15 protein-coding genes are annotated in these 14,459 nt (G+C 69.6%); 8 read left to right on the top strand and 7 right to left on the bottom strand.

The window, feature by feature from the left end; translation table 11 throughout:
- The first annotated feature begins 107 nt into the window (after positions 1 to 107).
- Entirely contained in the window at positions 108 to 1,955 is a 1,848-nt protein-coding gene (gene ilvD, locus ACFYTT_RS11795; RefSeq protein ID WP_387258871.1) for a dihydroxy-acid dehydratase, read from the top strand.
- A gap of 87 nt (positions 1,956 to 2,042) precedes the next feature.
- Here ilvD and ACFYTT_RS11790 read toward each other — a convergent pair whose 3' ends face one another.
- From ACFYTT_RS11790 to ACFYTT_RS11780, 3 genes are all read right to left on the bottom strand, one after another.
- Positions 2,043 to 2,462, bottom strand: a complete 420-nt coding sequence (locus tag ACFYTT_RS11790; protein ID WP_387258869.1) for a VOC family protein — start codon at positions 2,460 to 2,462, stop codon at positions 2,043 to 2,045.
- Positions 2,463 to 2,497: 35 nt separating this feature from the next.
- Positions 2,498 to 2,902, bottom strand: coding sequence for a helix-turn-helix domain-containing protein (locus tag ACFYTT_RS11785; RefSeq protein ID WP_387258868.1), 405 nt, complete (start codon positions 2,900 to 2,902; stop codon positions 2,498 to 2,500).
- Between the two features lie 153 nt (positions 2,903 to 3,055).
- Positions 3,056 to 4,834: a hypothetical protein gene (locus ACFYTT_RS11780; protein ID WP_387258866.1), complete on the bottom strand. Its 1,779-nt coding sequence runs from the start codon at positions 4,832 to 4,834 to the stop codon at positions 3,056 to 3,058.
- Positions 4,835 to 5,205: 371 nt separating this feature from the next.
- Here ACFYTT_RS11780 and ACFYTT_RS11775 point away from each other — a divergent pair, with 371 nt between their 5' ends.
- The 7 genes from ACFYTT_RS11775 (at position 5,206) to ACFYTT_RS11745 (ending at position 8,708) form a co-directional block, all read left to right on the top strand.
- Complete coding sequence (locus ACFYTT_RS11775) at positions 5,206 to 6,186, top strand: helix-turn-helix domain-containing protein (protein ID WP_387258865.1); 981 nt, start codon at positions 5,206 to 5,208, stop codon at positions 6,184 to 6,186.
- Positions 6,179 to 6,373: a DUF397 domain-containing protein gene (locus ACFYTT_RS11770; RefSeq protein WP_176092931.1), complete on the top strand. Its 195-nt coding sequence runs from the start codon at positions 6,179 to 6,181 to the stop codon at positions 6,371 to 6,373. The genes ACFYTT_RS11775 and ACFYTT_RS11770 overlap by 8 nt, the downstream gene beginning before the upstream one ends.
- Positions 6,374 to 6,671: 298 nt before the next feature.
- Positions 6,672 to 6,935, top strand: a complete 264-nt coding sequence (locus ACFYTT_RS11765; RefSeq protein ID WP_131052028.1) for a hypothetical protein — start codon at positions 6,672 to 6,674, stop codon at positions 6,933 to 6,935.
- 15 nt (positions 6,936 to 6,950) lie between these two features.
- A complete protein-coding gene (locus ACFYTT_RS11760) occupies positions 6,951 to 7,211 on the top strand; it encodes a hypothetical protein (protein ID WP_176092930.1) in 261 nt (86 codons plus the stop codon).
- Entirely contained in the window at positions 7,208 to 7,861 is a 654-nt protein-coding gene (locus ACFYTT_RS11755) for a hypothetical protein (RefSeq protein WP_387258863.1), read from the top strand. The genes ACFYTT_RS11760 and ACFYTT_RS11755 overlap by 4 nt, the downstream gene beginning before the upstream one ends.
- Positions 7,848 to 8,273: a hypothetical protein gene (locus ACFYTT_RS11750; RefSeq protein WP_387258862.1), complete on the top strand. Its 426-nt coding sequence runs from the start codon at positions 7,848 to 7,850 to the stop codon at positions 8,271 to 8,273. Before ACFYTT_RS11755 ends, ACFYTT_RS11750 begins: the two co-directional genes overlap by 14 nt.
- Before the next feature lie 120 nt (positions 8,274 to 8,393).
- Positions 8,394 to 8,708 (top strand): hypothetical protein, encoded by a 315-nt coding sequence (locus ACFYTT_RS11745; protein ID WP_387258860.1) that lies wholly within the window; start codon positions 8,394 to 8,396, stop codon positions 8,706 to 8,708.
- Between the two features lie 27 nt (positions 8,709 to 8,735).
- Here the strand turns inward: ACFYTT_RS11745 and ACFYTT_RS11740 are convergent, their stop codons facing one another.
- The 4 genes from ACFYTT_RS11740 to ACFYTT_RS11725 form a co-directional block, all read right to left on the bottom strand.
- Positions 8,736 to 11,192: a glycoside hydrolase family 2 protein gene (locus ACFYTT_RS11740; RefSeq protein ID WP_387258859.1), complete on the bottom strand. Its 2,457-nt coding sequence runs from the start codon at positions 11,190 to 11,192 to the stop codon at positions 8,736 to 8,738.
- Entirely contained in the window at positions 11,189 to 12,109 is a 921-nt protein-coding gene (locus ACFYTT_RS11735) for a carbohydrate ABC transporter permease (RefSeq protein ID WP_387258857.1), read from the bottom strand. Before ACFYTT_RS11735 ends, ACFYTT_RS11740 begins: the two co-directional genes overlap by 4 nt.
- Positions 12,106 to 12,999 (bottom strand): carbohydrate ABC transporter permease, encoded by an 894-nt coding sequence (locus ACFYTT_RS11730; protein ID WP_387259719.1) that lies wholly within the window; start codon positions 12,997 to 12,999, stop codon positions 12,106 to 12,108. Before ACFYTT_RS11730 ends, ACFYTT_RS11735 begins: the two co-directional genes overlap by 4 nt.
- 71 nt (positions 13,000 to 13,070) lie before the next feature.
- Positions 13,071 to 14,342 (bottom strand): ABC transporter substrate-binding protein, encoded by a 1,272-nt coding sequence (locus ACFYTT_RS11725; RefSeq protein WP_387258855.1) that lies wholly within the window; start codon positions 14,340 to 14,342, stop codon positions 13,071 to 13,073.
- Positions 14,343 to 14,459: the final 117 nt, after the last annotated feature.

Genomic DNA, 14,459 nt, shown 5'->3' with positions numbered 1-14,459 from the left:
CAACTCTGCCGGATGAGCTCGCGCCGTGGGGGTATCGGGTGTGCATCTGTTGGGACACGGTGCGTGTGCCTGTCCGACACCGGGTTCACGGTGCAAGACTGGTACGCATGCCTGAGCTGCGGTCGAAGACCTCCACGCACGGTCGGATGATGGCCGGCGCCCGGGCCCTGTGGCGGGCCACCGGGATGACCGACGACGATTTCGGCAAGCCGATCGTCGCCATCGCGAACAGTTTCACCCAGTTCGTGCCGGGTCACGTACACCTCAAGGACCTCGGCGGGCTGGTCGCCGAGGCGGTGGCCGAGGCCGGCGGCGTGGGCCGGGAGTTCAACACGATCGCGGTCGACGACGGCATCGCCATGGGCCACGCCGGCATGCTCTACTCCCTGCCCAGCCGGGAGTTGATCGCCGACGCGGTGGAGTACATGGTCAACGCGCACTGCGCGGACGTCCTGGTCTGCATCTCCAACTGCGACAAGATCACCCCGGGCATGCTGCTGGCCGCGCTGCGGCTGAACATCCCGACGGTCTTCGTCTCCGGCGGCCCGATGGAGGCCGGCAAGACGGTGGCGATCGAGGGCGTCGTCCACTCCAAGATCGACCTGATCGACGCGATGGTCGCCTCCTCGAACGAGGCCGTCACCGACGACCAGCTCGACGCCATCGAGCGCTCCGCCTGCCCGACCTGCGGCTCCTGCTCCGGCATGTTCACCGCCAACTCCATGAACTGCCTGACCGAGGCGATCGGGCTGGCCCTGCCGGGCAACGGCTCGACGCTGGCCACCCACGCCGCCCGCCGGGCGCTCTTCGTCGAGGCCGGCCGCACCGCCGTGGAGATCGCCAGGCGGTGGTACGACCAGGACGACGCCTCGGTGCTGCCGAGGATGGTGGCCTCCCGGGCCGCGTTCGAGAACGCCGTCGCGCTGGACGTGGCGATGGGCGGCTCGACGAACACGATCCTGCACCTGCTGGCCGCCGCCCGCGAGGCCGAGATGGACTTCACCGTGGCCGACATCGACGCGATCTCCCGCCGGGTGCCCTGCCTGTCCAAGGTCGCCCCGAACTCGCCGCAGTACCACATGGAGGACGTGCACCGGGCCGGTGGCATCCCGGCCATCCTCGGCGAACTCGACCGGGCCGGTTTGTTGCACCGGGACGTGCACGCGGTGCACTCCCCCTCGCTCGACCAGTGGCTGGCCGACTGGGACGTGCGCGGCGGCTCGGCCACCCCGGAGGCGATCGAGCTGTTCCACGCCGCGCCCGGTGGCGTGCGGACCACCGAGCCGTTCTCCACCACCAACCGCTGGTCGAGCCTGGACACCGACGCCGCGAACGGCTGCATCCACGACCGGGAGCACGCGTACTCCACCGACGGCGGGCTGGCCATCCTGCACGGCAACATCGCGCCCGACGGCTGCGTGGTGAAGACCGCCGGGGTGCCCGAGGAGTGCCTCACCTTCCGGGGGCCGGCGAAGGTCTACGAGTCGCAGGACGACGCGGTGACCGCCATCCTGGCCAAGGAGATCGTCGCCGGGGACGTCGTGGTGATCCGCTACGAGGGCCCCAAGGGCGGCCCCGGCATGCAGGAGATGCTCTACCCCACCTCGTTCCTGAAGGGCCGGGGGCTGGGCCGGGCCTGCGCACTGCTCACCGACGGCCGGTTCTCCGGCGGCACCTCCGGGCTCTCCATCGGGCACGTCTCGCCCGAGGCGGCCTCCGGCGGGCTGATCGCGCTGGTGGAGCCGGGCGACGAGATCGTCATCGACATCCCGAACCGGTCGATCGACCTGAACGTGCCGGCCGACGTGCTGGAGGCCCGCCGGATCGCCCAGGAGAAGCGGGACCGCCCGTACACCCCGGTCGACCGGCAGCGTCCGGTCTCCGCCGCGCTGCGCGCGTACGCCTCGATGGCCACCTCGGCCAGCGACGGCGCCTACCGCCGCGTCCCCGAATGAGATGAAAGGAAGGGTCCCCTGCTAACGCCTCGCGTATAGCAGGGGGCCCTTCCTAACAGCCGACGCCGGCGCCGGGGCCCGGTGGCGTCAGGGGCGCTCGAAAATCTGCCCGATGCGGATCTTGTTGCCGAACGGGTCACGGATGCCGAAGTCGATCCCGTACGGCCGCTCCATCGGCTCGTCGGTGATGTCCACGCCCTTGGCGACGAGTTCCTCGTGCGTCTTGTGGGCGTCGTCCGTGGTCATGAACAGGAAGCCGCCGGCCGCCCCCTTGGTGAGCAGCTCGCGGACCTGCTCGGCGGTGGCCGGGTCGAGGCTCGGCGGTCCGGGCTTCTCCAGCAGGATCTCGCGCCCCCGGTCACCGGGCAGGTTCACCGTGAGCCACCGCATGAAGCCCAGATCCTGGTCGGTGTTCACTTCCAGGCCGAGCTTGCCCACATAGAAGTCGAGCGCCTCGTCCTGGTCGAGGACGTAGACCTGGGAGCGGCTGATCGCGTTCATCGTCATGCCCGGAACGCTAGTGCAACGCCCTGACCTGCTGCTTATCCAAAACTGCTCGGCCTCGTCCAGGCTTTGGTGAAGCAGCCCGGCACCGGCGCGGCGGGGGCCGTCCGCCGCTTGCGGTAGTCGGTGGGCGACTCGCCGACGATCTGTCGAAACGTACGGCTGAACGTGCCGAGACTGCCGAATCCGACCGCGTGACACACCTCGGTCACGTCCTGCTCGGTGTGCAGGAGGAGGTACATGGCCCGCTCCACCCGACGCCGTTGCAGGTAGCGGTGCGGCGTCTCCCCGAAGGTCGCCCGGAACGTACGGATGAAGTGCGCCTCGGAGACGTACGCGATCCTCGCCAGCGTCGGGATGTCCAGCGGTTGCGCGTACGCGCGGTCCATCGCGTCCCGGGCGCGCAGCATCGCCCGGTTCGTCTGCTCGACCGCCCTGCTCACCGGCCATCTCCCCACGACGCCGAACAGATCAGGCCCGGCCGGCACGAATCCGACGGGCACTCCACTGGCCGGAGCCTACGCTCCCTGGTCGTTCAGCCGACGACGTCGACGAGCGCCACCACCGGTTCGCCGCAGCCGACGGCCGCGCGACTCTCATCCTTCGACGGCATGCAGGTCGGGAGCTTCGGCGATGAGGTGTATGCCGTCGTCGTCATGGAGGTGGAGGGTGCAGCCGGCCCGGGTGAACCGCACGGTCAGCACCTGCCCGACGTGTCGGGCGGCCAGCCGCAGCAGCACCGGCACCGGGTCGGCGGGCAGGGCGCTCGGCGGGGCCTCGGGCACCGGGATGGGCACCACCGCGTCAGCCGGCGCGGCACTGGCGATGGTGTCGGTCAGGCACTCGACGCACCAGGCCAGCGCCGCTTCCAGGGTCGGGCGGGAGGGCCACTCGTCGGGGCGGACCGGGGCGTCACGCGGTCGCAGCTCGACCGACCAGCGCAGCCCGCTCAGGTAGCGCGGATCGTCGGCGTTGTGCCGCAGGTCGCAGATGCTGACCTCGCACGCCAGGTTCAGGCCGAGCGCGAGCCGGATCAGCACGGTCAGCGGCGGCGCGTCGGGGCGTACCGCCGTCACGATCAGCCGACCTGCGGGCTGGCCCCGACCGGCGGCGCGCACGTGCTCGCCCACCGGATCGGCTCCGGCCCAGGGCAGCGTGACGTGGCCGCCCCGCAGTCGCGCCTCGATCTCGTGCCCGCCGTCGGCTTCGGCGAGGTCCTCCGGCCGTACGCCGAGGACGGGTGCCCAGGCGGCCAACCGATAGCGGTCGGGGAGCTGGACCACCGGCTTGCCGCCGGGTTGGGTGGCGACGAGCGTGACCGGCTCCGGCGTGCCGGTGTGCCAGGTCAGGTGCACGACCCGGTGCCGCAGGTCGGTGAGCGTGAGCACCACCGCCTCGTGCAGCCGGTGGGTGCCGTCGCAGGTGAAGCAGGCCAGCACGGACGTGTGCAGCCCGGCGCCCCGGCAGCGTGGACAGCCCGCCTCCACCCCACGGCCGCCGAGCCGGCAGTCGCAGCTACGCAGGCGGCTGCCGGGCACGCAGTCCGGGCAGGGCCGCCAGCCGGTCTCCGCACCGAGCCAGGCCGGTTCGGGCGGCGTGAAGCCGCGCCGCAACGGCACCCGCACCCGGCGTACGACCTGGCCGGTGAGCTGCTCCACGAGGGTCTCGACCGGATCGCCGTCACGCAGGCTGGTGTGCCACCACCGCCCGTCCCGCCAGATGGCCTGCGCACCGGGTAGCTCGGCGCCGTCGACCGGGTCGACGCAGTCGGCGAGGATCCGCCGTTCGAGCTGGTCCACGTCGACGGACGGCACGGCGGGCGGGCGCGGTCGATCGGGCTGCACCAGCCGGGCGGCGACACGCCGGCCGCGCTCGGTGAGCCCCGCGAGCGCGTCGGCCACGTCGGTGCGGGTCAGCGACTGCGGCAGGTCGGGTTGCCCGCTCCGGAAGCCCGGCACCGGCGAGCCGGGCACCTCGTACCGGACGTCCCAGCCCATCCCCGGCCGACGTACCTCGATCACCAGGTCGAGCAGGAGCAGATCGGCGAGCACGCAGAGTCGGACGAGCCGTTCGGCCGGATCGACCGGCGGCACCGGCTCGCTTCGCCCGAGGAAGAGCAGCCAGGGCAGGTAGTCCATCCGCACGATCGCCTGAGCCTCCAGCTCCAGTCGCTGCACCAGCGGCGCGTCGGGTCGCCACTGCTGCGGCAACCACAGCTCGGGTGCCTCGTCGGTGACGGCCGCGCCGATGCGGGCGGCCAATTCGCGTACCTTCCGGCCCAGGTCGACCACCCATCCGGATTGCGTGCGCTCCGGGTCGAGACCTCCCGGCACGACGCGGTGCGAGGCGACCGCGCCGGTGTCCAGGTCGGCCACGCTAAGCACCACCTGCGCCCGTCGTTGCCCGCGCCGCCGACAGCGCCCACACGGGTCCGCCACAGTGCCCGCGCCCCGGCACTGCTCGCAATCCCGGTACGCCACCCGATGCGCGGGTATGGCGGTCTCCTCCGCCAGGAACCGATTTCCGAAGCTGGTGCACCGGCACGGCAGCAGACGAAAGGTCATCCCGTCGCAGTCCGGGCAGGTTATGACCGTCACCGCGTACCCGCCTGCTTATCGTCTGCCCACTGCGGCGGTGGGAATATCGCGCGCACGAATCGGCACCACCTGTTCTGGGTCGGGATCGACGTCGCGGTCATCGCTGTTGTCGGGCTCATCTTGTAGGGTCGGAAACGCCATCACAATGAATGTCTCGTCATACGTTTCTGGTGCTTGATCGCACCAATTCCGAGTTCCACGACCGCCGTCAGGATGTTGCAAAACCCGACAGGAAGGAGGGTGCGGTGGCCGAAGACATGGGGTCGACAGTGCCCCGACGACAGCTCGGCAGGACCCTGCGTGACCTGCGCACCGAGGCCGGCATCACGCTCGATGCCGCCGCTGAGGCACTGGAGTGCAGCCGACAGAAGGTGTGGCGGATCGAGAGCGGCCTCGGCTCCGTGCGCGGCGTCGACGTCCGCGCGATGTGCGAGTTGTACGCCGCCCGCGCCGAGCTGACCCGGGCGCTCACCGCACTGGCCACCGAGACGAGAGCAAAAGGCTGGTGGCACGCCTACGGCGACGCCATCCCCGACTGGTTCGAGCTGTACGTCGGCCCCGAATCCGCCGCATCGAGACTGCGGTTCTACAAGAACAGCCCCGTGCCGGGCATTTTCCAGACCCGGGACTACGCCCGGGGCATCTATCGGATCGACCAGCCCGACATGACCGACGACGACCGCGAACGCGCCGTCGACCTGCGTCTGCAACGCCAGTCGCTGCTGACCCGCCGCCTGCCCAAGCCACCACAGGTGCAGGTCGTCCTCTGCGAGTCCGTCCTACTCCGACCGGTCGACACACCAACTGTCACCGCTGAGCAGTTGAGGCACGTGCAGGAGTTGAGCAACCTGCCGGACGTCTCGGTTCGGTTCCTGCCACTCGCCGCCGGTCCGCACCTTGGCGCGGTCGGCGGCGAATTCGTGATGCTCGACTTCCCCTTGGGTAACCGCGCCACTCCCGAGCCTTCAGTCGTCTACTGCGAGTCGTGGACCGGGGCGCTGTACCTGGACCGGCCGACCGAGTTCGCCGCCTACGAAAAGGCATGGTCGAGCTTGCTCAGCCTCGCCCTTGATGAGGAACAATCAAGGCGACTAATCGACAAGATCATCGAGGAGGTTCACCGTGGTTGACCTGACCGGTGCCCGCTGGCGCAAGAGCACCCGCAGCGGCGGCAACGGCGGCGAGTGCGTCGAGGTCGCCGACAACCTGCCCGGCGTCGTCGCGGTCCGCGACAGCAAAGACCCACACGGCCCCGCCCTCACCTTCACCCCCGCCGCCTGGGCCACCTTCCTCACCACCACCCGCACCACCGACTGACCTGCGAACCCGGGGGACCTCAGGATCTTGGACACTTTCCGTTCGACTCGAACGGAAAGTGTCCAAGATAGACAGTCGTCGCCCACGATTACGCCGAATGCTTGGCGCTTTGCGCAGTTTCTCCGCCGACTTCGTCACCGGCACTGGGCTGATCACCTTCTGCGGCGTGCGCCGTCGTGGAGCGCACGGCAGCCGACTACCTGTAGTTACCGGGGCTGCGACCCACGCTCGTCTCCGATAGTGTCCGCCCGACTACGCAGACATGACCTGTTTTCGCGGACGGCGGTAGGAGGACGGCATGGCCAGCATCGAAGAGGTCAAGGCGGCACTGATGCAGGCAGCCGAGCAGGGCAACGCCACGATCAACCAGATCCGAGCCGCCGCCGACAACACCGAGCAGATGCTGAGCCGGTTACGTGCCGTCGCCGCCGGCACCGGCCATCCGACGATCGCCGAGGCCATCGCCCGGGGCGAGCAGAGCAAACAACGGCTGGCCGAGGCCATGACCCTCGTGCAGGGCAGCTCGGAGGCCGCCCGCCGCTACGTCGGCATCCTCGGCTGAGCAACCACCACCATCATGAGTGTCGGCGAGGTCAAGGCGGCTCTTCGCGCCGCCGTCGAAGCCGCCCGCCAGGGACGACATGGGTTCGACCAGGCGGTCTCCGAGGCCGAGGCGGCGACCCGCACGGCGACCGCCCTCCTGCACGGCAGCCGACACGAGCACGTGAGGGCCACCCACGAGGCCCTTGCCGCTGCCGGGGCAGAGGTCGCACCGACTCGCCGCCGCTTCAAGGACACCGCCGAACAGGCAAGCGACTACCTCACGCGACTCGGATGAGCGGCAGCATCGCCGAACTGGTCGCGCAGCTTCTCGCCGTACAACAGAAGCTTGATGCCGCTGCGGTGACCGCGCTACGCGCCCGGACGGACGCCGAGGTGGCCTTGGCCCGGCTGGTCGAGGTCCAGCGGGGCACGAATGACCAGCGGCTACGCGCGGCCGTCGCGGACGCCGAGGTGGCCAGGGACAAAGCCGGCCGCTACGCCCGCCTGTTGTCCGAGGCTGCTCGCCACATCACCGCGTACGTCAACACGATCGCCCCCGGCGCCGCGCCCACCGGCCCGAGTGATGCGGCTTCGCCGTCCGGGGATCGCCTGGTCGAGGAGACAGAGGGACGCAGCCGGAAGGGCGAGGCGTTCCTGCGCCGGCACATCAAGAAGGCAGACGACACCGAGGACACCCTCAAGCAGGCCGAACAAGCAATCACCACCGGCTTTCGCGAGCTACAGAAGGGCCTCAAAGGTTCGGGATCGAGCGGTAGCACGGCGTCCACGGGCGTCGACCCCGGCACGCCGATCGACCGCCCTCAGTTGGAGCACCCGGTCACGTCCGTCATCATGGCTGCTGGCGCAGTCGTCGTGGGATTCCGAGGTGTCTGGAGCATGGTGAAGAAGCACCGCGAGAGGAAGCGATCTGATGAGCAGCCCTGAGATGGTCGACTACATCCGGACGATGATCAGAGGCGACCACGAGGCCAATGACCGGGTCGAAGCTCGCCTCGACGAAATCGGTTGGGACGGTTTCCCGACTCTCCTCGGCGCGGTCTTCTACTTTGCGGTCAATCGGCGCTTCGATGAGCAGACATCCACGGGCGAGATCGTGCGCTTCGTGGCCGACATGCGAGCGGGAACCCCGCCCGGCACCCCAGAGATCGACGCCAACGCCGCCGAGACACTGATCCGAGCCGCTGTGAATCCCGACGTCGAGACGGCCATCGATCCTCAGATGGCTGGACGAATCCAAGGTCTGGTCATCCTGCGCATCTTGGGCGATGGCGCTATCGGCGACGACGACCTGGACGAGCTTCTCGCCGAGGCAGCAGCACTGGCCAGCCGAGTATGAGCTGGCTCCAAGGGATTGCGACCGTCACGCTGTCGTCCCGTCCCTAAGCATTCACGGGCGATCGGTGCCGCCCGAACTTCCTCGCCCCCCACCGCTTGTCACATTGCCTACTATAAATTCGTGGAGGAGACGGATCGCGCTGACGGCCAGGAGGACCACGCACTGGCCGACTTCGTCCCCGAAGAGCTCGACGAGATCCCCGCCGACGCCTCTGGCGAGACGAAATTTCTCTACCTCGTCGCCATCGCCGTGCAGATCGGGCAGATCGCGGTCACCGTGTGGGGGCTCGACCGCCTCTCCGATCCGGGCGTCGGCACCTGGGGCAAGATCGGCGCGGGCGCGGCCATCATCGTGGCGATCGGGATCTGTCTGAACGCCTGGAGTTCCGCCTACCACTCCGCCGCCTGGGACGAGCACCGCCCTAAGCCCAGGTGATCGTACGAGCAGAGGGGCGACAGACGATCAGTCGTTCACGCAGCGGAGCACCGGGCGGCTGGTGAGGGCGGTCGGGTCCAGGGGTGCCGACGACCGCACCACGAACGTCGTCGACTCACCCGGCAGCAGCGTCACCAGGGCCTCGTCGACCTCGGCGGACGGGTCGAGCCGGTCGGGATAGAGGGTCAGGTCGCGCAGGACGGTGCGGGCGGTGACGCGTACCCGCTGGGTGCCGTCGACCTCTTCCACCACGGCGTCGAAGGACGCGGTCGGCCAGGGGACGTCGCGGTCCTCGGCGAAGAACCACAGTGCCCGGTCGGGGCCGGCGTCCGCGACGAGCAGTTCGGCGCGGGCCTCGTCGGGCCGGGTCAGCTCCGCAGGCAGCGCCAGCGTCACCGAGGTGCGGGCCGGCACCGCCACCTCCAGCGTGGTCTTCGCGCGGGGCTCCCCGGTCAGGGTGAGCCGGGTGACCGTGGTCGACGCGTGCCACGGTCGGCCGCCGTCGTTGACCGCGACCAGGGCCAGGCCGCCGTCGCGGGGCTGGACGGTGAGCAGGCGGTCGGCGTAGGACCGGCGCAACGCGTACCAGAGGGGTTTGCGGCGTCCGTCGCCGTCGACGGCGGCCCACGAGGTGACCGGCCAGCAGTCGTTGAGCTGCCAGACGATGGTGCCCATGCAGTAGCCCCGGTGGGAGCGGAAGTGCTCGACCCCGAGTTGGATGGCGCGGGCCTGGTTGAGCTGGGTCAGGTAGTGCCAGTCGTCGAAGTCGCGCGGCGCGGGCAGGTGGGCGTCCAGGCCGCGACGCAACTTGAGGTCGCCGTCGGTGGCCTTCTGGTGGTGGGCCATGCCGGGTGAGTCGGGCGCCAACGGCTCGTCGCTCAGGGCCCGCCGCAGCGTCGCGTACGCCGGTGGCGCCTGGTAGCCGAACTCGGCGACGAAGCGGGGCAGGTGCTCGCGGTACTTCGTGTAGTCGTCGGTGTTCCAGACGTCCCAGATGTGCGTGGTGCCGTACGCCGGGTCGTTGGGGTGGACGTCCTCGCGGCCGGAGTACGGGCTGCCGGGCCAGTACGGGCGGGTCGGGTCCAGCTCGGCGACGATCCGGGGCAGCAGGTCCAGGTAGTAGCCGTGTCCCCAGGTGCGTCCGGCGAGCGGCTGCTGCCAGTCCCAGTCGTGCCAGCCCCAGATGTTCTCGTTGTTGCCGGTCCACAGCACCAGCGAGGGGTGCCCGGCCAGTCGGGTCACCTGTTCGGCGGCCTCGGCGGCCACCTCGGTGCGCAGCGGTTCCTCCTCCGGGTACGCCGCGCAGGCGAAGAGGAAGTCCTGCTGCACCAGCAGGCCCCGCTCGTCGGCCAGGTCGTAGAAGTCGTCGGACTCGTACCGGCCGCCGCCCCAGACCCGCAGCAGGTTGACGTTGGCCGCCCCGGCCTGGTCGAAGCGGTGCGCCAGACGGTCCCGGGTGACCCGGTGGGGGAAGGCGTCGTCGGGGATCCAGTTCACCCCGCGCACGAAGAGGGGCACGTCGTTGACGTGCAGCGTGAAGGGGGCGCCGTGCGCGTCGGGGGTGGTGTCCAGGCGTACCGAACGGAAGCCGATCCGCCGGTGCCAGTCGTCGAGGGTCGCACCGTCCGGCCCGCGCAGCGTCACCGTCAGGTCGTAACGGGGTTGACCGCCGTGGCCGCGCGGCCACCACAGCTCCGGTTCGTCGACGGTGAGGGTCAGCACCGCCGACCGCTCCCCCGCCGGGATCGTCACCCCGGCGGTGGCACCGGCCACCTCGGCGTGCACGGTGACCGGCACGTCGGTGGCGCGGTCGACCTCGACGTGCAGCTCCACCCGGCCGGTACCGTCCTCGACGGTGACCAGCGGCTGCACCCGCGCCAGCCGGGCGGTCGACCAGCCGTGCAGGCCGATCTCCTGCCAGATCCCGGCGGTGACCAGGGTCGGGCCCCAGTCCCAGCCGAAGTTGCAGGCCATCTTGCGGATGAACGGGAACGGTTCCGGGTACGCGTTGGGCCGGTCGCCGAGCCGGTCGCGCTGCGCCTCGGCGTACCGGTAGGCGGAGTCGAAGCGGACCGCCAGGCTGTTGTCCTCGGCGCGCAGCAGCGAGGTCAGATCGAAGCGGTACGCCCGGTGCATGTTCTCGGTGCGGCCGACCTCGACACCGTTGAGCGTGATCGTGGCGACCGTGTCCAGCCCCGCGCAGACCAGGTCGAGGCGCTGGTGGTCGCCGTCGGGCCGGTCGAAGGTGGTCTCGTACACCCAGTCGGTGCGGCCGATCCAGGCCAGCGCGGTCTCGTTGTCGTCCAGGTACGGGTCGGGGATCAGGTCCGCCGCGAGCAGGTCGGTGTGCACGCAGCCGGGGACGGTGGCCGGCACCACCCGACCGTCGACCTCCGGTGGCACCTGCGGGCCGGGCACCGGTCGCAGGGTCCAGCCGTCGTGCAACGGCAACCGGTCCGGCCGGCTCCCCCGTGCGTCGCTCAAGACTTCACCGCGCCTTCCATGATTCCTCGGACGATCCGGCGACCGCCGATGACGAGCACGACCAACAGTGGCACGGTGGCCACGAACGCACCCGCCAGCACCCGTCGATAGATCACGTAGTTGCCGCTGGCCAGGTCGGAGATGGCCACCATCGAGGTGGGATAGTCGGTGCCGTTCAACGTGATCAGCGGCCACTGGAAGTCGTTCCAGGTGGCCACGAACGTCAGCAGGCCGAGCACCGCCAGCGCCGGGCCGATCGCCGGCAGCACCACGCTCCAGTAGATCCGCATGGTGGTGGCACCGTCGACCCGGGCCGCCTCGACCAGTTCGTCCGGCACCGAGTTGACGATGAACTGTCGCATGTAGAACACGCCGAAGGCGGTCACCAGGCCGGGCACGATCACTGCCAGCAGCGTACCGTTCCAGCCCAGCTTGCCCATCACGATGTAGAGCGCGACGACGCCGAGTTGGTTGGGCACGGTCAGGGTGAGGACCACGAAGAGCATCAGTGGTCGGCTGCCCCGGAACCGCAGCTTGGCGAAGGCGAACCCGGCGAGCGAGCAGAAGAACAGCACGGCGGCGGTGACCGTGGTGGCGACGATGACGCTGTTCACCAGCGAGGCGGCGAAGTAGACCTCCTGGAGGGTGAAGACCTCGTTGAGGTTCACCAGGAACTGGTCACCCGGGACGACCGCCGGCGGCACCTGGGCGGTCGCCTCGTCGGTGCTGGTGGCGATGACGAACATCCAGTACAGCGGGAACGCCGCGAACAGCGTGGTCACCGCCAGGAAGAGGTACGTCCCGATGCCCGCCGGGGTGTCCTGCGGGGCGCGGCCGTACGCCCCGGTCCGCCTGCGTCCACCGGGCGGCGTGCCCGGCTTTCGGGGCCGGGCCTCCGTGGTGCTCGGTGCGTTCATCTCCGGCCCCCCGAGATGCGGTTGGTCAGCAGGGTGTTCAGGGCCGCGACCACGAGGATGATGAGGAACAGCGCCCAGGACATCGCGGCGGCGTACCCGAGGTTGAGGTCCTTCCAGCCGACCTTGTAGACGAGCTGCGCCACGGTCTGCCACTCTCCGCCGGCCCCACCGCGTGCGGTCTGCGCGTTCAGGTCGAACAGCATCGGCTCGGTGAACAGTTGCAGCCCGCCGATGGTGGAGAGCACCACGGTGAAGATGACCACCGGGCGGATCATCGGCACGGTGATCCGCCAGAGCTGTCGCCACGGCCCGGCTCCGTCCAGGGCCGACGCCTCGTAGACGTCACGCGGGATGGACTGCATCGCGGCCAGGTAGAGCAGGGCGTTGTAGCCGATCCACTTCCAGTTGACCATCGTGGCGATGGCGATCCAGGAGTGGAGTTTGTCCGCCCGCCAGTCGATCGGCGTCTCGGTGCCGATGCCGAGCAGGCCCAGCGCCCAGTTGGCCATGCCGAAGTCGCGGGAGAAGAAGACGTTGAACACCAGTGTGGAGGCGGTGATCGGGGTGATGTACGGCAGCAGCGCGCCCACCCGCCACCAGGTCTGCGCCCGTAGCCGCCGGTTGAGCATCGACGCGACGACCAGCGCGAGCAGCAGTTGCGGGACGGTGGAGAGCAGGAAGATGCCGAAAGTGTTGTAGAGCGCGTTGCCGAAGTCGCCGTCGGTGAGGAGCCGACGGAAGTTCTCCGTACCGGCCCAGCCGGTCAGCTCCGGGTCGTCCAGCCGCCAGTGGCGTAACGCCACCACCCCGTTGAAGATCATCGGGAACAGGCCGAACACGAGGAAGAGCAGGAAGAACGGCGCGATCAACAGGTAGGGCACGTACCGCATGTCGAAGCGGTGCAGCCGGTCCCGCCAGGTCAGGGACCGGGCGGTGCGGGTGCGCCGCGCCACCCGTACCGTCACCTGCCGGCCTTCTCGGCTTCCTTGATCGCCTCGGCCCAGGCCGCGCCGGACGCGAGCGTGCCGTTCTGCACCCGGTTGATCACGTTCTCCACCGCGACCCGGGTCGGCCCGTTCTTGCGGCCCAGGTACTGCGGGGTGAGGCCCTCGGCCATCCGGGGGAAGATCTGCCCGACCGGCGCGGCGTTGAAGAACTCGTTCGTGAACTCGGCGATCGCCGGATCGGCGTAGAGGGCGGGTTGCGAGGGCAGGTTGCCGACCGTCTTGAAAACCTCGATCTGCTGCTCCGGCTGGATCAGCCACTCCACGAACCTGTACGCCTCGTCGACGTTGCGCCCCTGCTTCGGCACGGTGAGGAAGGAGCCGCCCCAACTGCCGCCGCCACCCGGCACCGTGGCGATGTCCCACTGCCCCCTGGTGCCGGGTGCCGTGTTCTGGATGTGCCCGAGCATCCACGCGGGGCAGGGCAGCACCGCGAACGCGCCGCTGGTGAAGCCCTTGTCCCAGTCGGCCTGGAAGCTGGTCAGGTTGGCGGAGATCCCGGCGTCGGCCGCCCTGACCGCGTAGTCGAAGGCGACCTTGGGGCCGCCTGCCATCTGCAACTGCTCGTCGGCGTCGAAGAAGCCGACCTGCTGCTGCCCGAGGATCGGATTGAACAGGTTGGTGGCGTTGTCGATGAACTTCTTCCCCGTCTCGGCGGTGTACCCCTGGCCGACCTCCAGGAACTTGTCCCAGGTGGGCCAGAGTGCGGAGACCTGGTCGCGCGCGGTGGGCAGGCCGGCGGCGGAGAAGAGGTCGGTGCGGTAGCACATGGCCAGGCCGCCGACGTCGGTGCCGAGGCCGATCTGGGTGGCGCCGTCGGCGGAGAGCGACTGCTTCCACTTCCACGGCAGGTAGGCGGTCTCGTACTTTCCGGCGCCCTTGTCGAGCAGGTTCACGAACTTGTCGGCCTGGCTGCGGAACTGGACGATGAACCCCTCGTCGACGGCGGCGATGTCGGGGGCACCGGAGCCGGCGATCAGCTTCTTCTGCAGGTCCTCGTGCTGGGCGTTGTACTCGCCCGAGTTGAGGGCGATCTTGACGTTGGTGTGCTCCGCCTCGTACTTCGTCTTGAGGTCCTGCAGGCCGAAGTCCCCCCAGAAGTTGATCGTCAGGGTGACCTCACCGCCGGAGCCGCCGGTGGTGCTGCGTCCGCTGCACGCGACGACGAGCGAACCGACCGTCAGACCCACGGCTGCGACCCGCAGCCACCGGGGTGTGGACCGTCTCATGACCCCTCCTCCACGCAGGCTACGAACGCTCCATAGATCGAGGAACGTCGACTGAACCGGATAAGTTAGGACCGTAAGGGTGCGCTCTCGCGGTGTCAACGGTGCGTTACAGACCGC

Origin of the sequence: Micromonospora sp. NPDC003816 (assembly GCF_042874705.1) — a bacterium.
Classification (GTDB): Bacteria; Actinomycetota; Actinomycetes; order Mycobacteriales; family Micromonosporaceae; genus Micromonospora.
This window is presented reverse-complemented; position numbering and strand designations above follow the sequence as displayed.